Origin of the sequence: Bacillus sp. SIMBA_031, assembly GCF_046535225.1 — a bacterium.
Taxonomy (GTDB): domain Bacteria; phylum Bacillota; class Bacilli; order Bacillales; family Bacillaceae; genus Bacillus; species Bacillus velezensis.
The window spans coordinates 1-237 of sequence record NZ_JAWRXC010000675.1; the positions used below are offsets into that span (position 1 = coordinate 1).

The window sequence follows — 237 nt, forward strand, 5'->3', positions numbered from 1 at the left end:
CAATAAAGGGGTGTTCCTTGGATTTTGCGACATAAAATACAGCATTACCTTCAAGGAAAACCTCCCTGGTATCAGCAGGAAAAGATTTTTCGACGGTTAGTTTACAGCCTTGCGAAAGGATTACCACAGAACCATCAGAAAGCTTAATTTCTGAATTTTGTAGTTTGGCAAGGTAAACGTCTGGTTTGACAAGGGTATTATAGCCAATTAGACTAAGCATGGCAAACATGATCGTAG

1 protein-coding gene is annotated in these 237 nt (G+C 39.7%); it reads right to left on the minus strand.

Features of this window, described 5'->3' with window-relative positions:
- Positions 1–237, minus strand: a 237-nt coding sequence (locus SB724_RS21765; RefSeq protein ID WP_410573151.1) for a hypothetical protein, incomplete at both ends; no start/stop codon positions are given.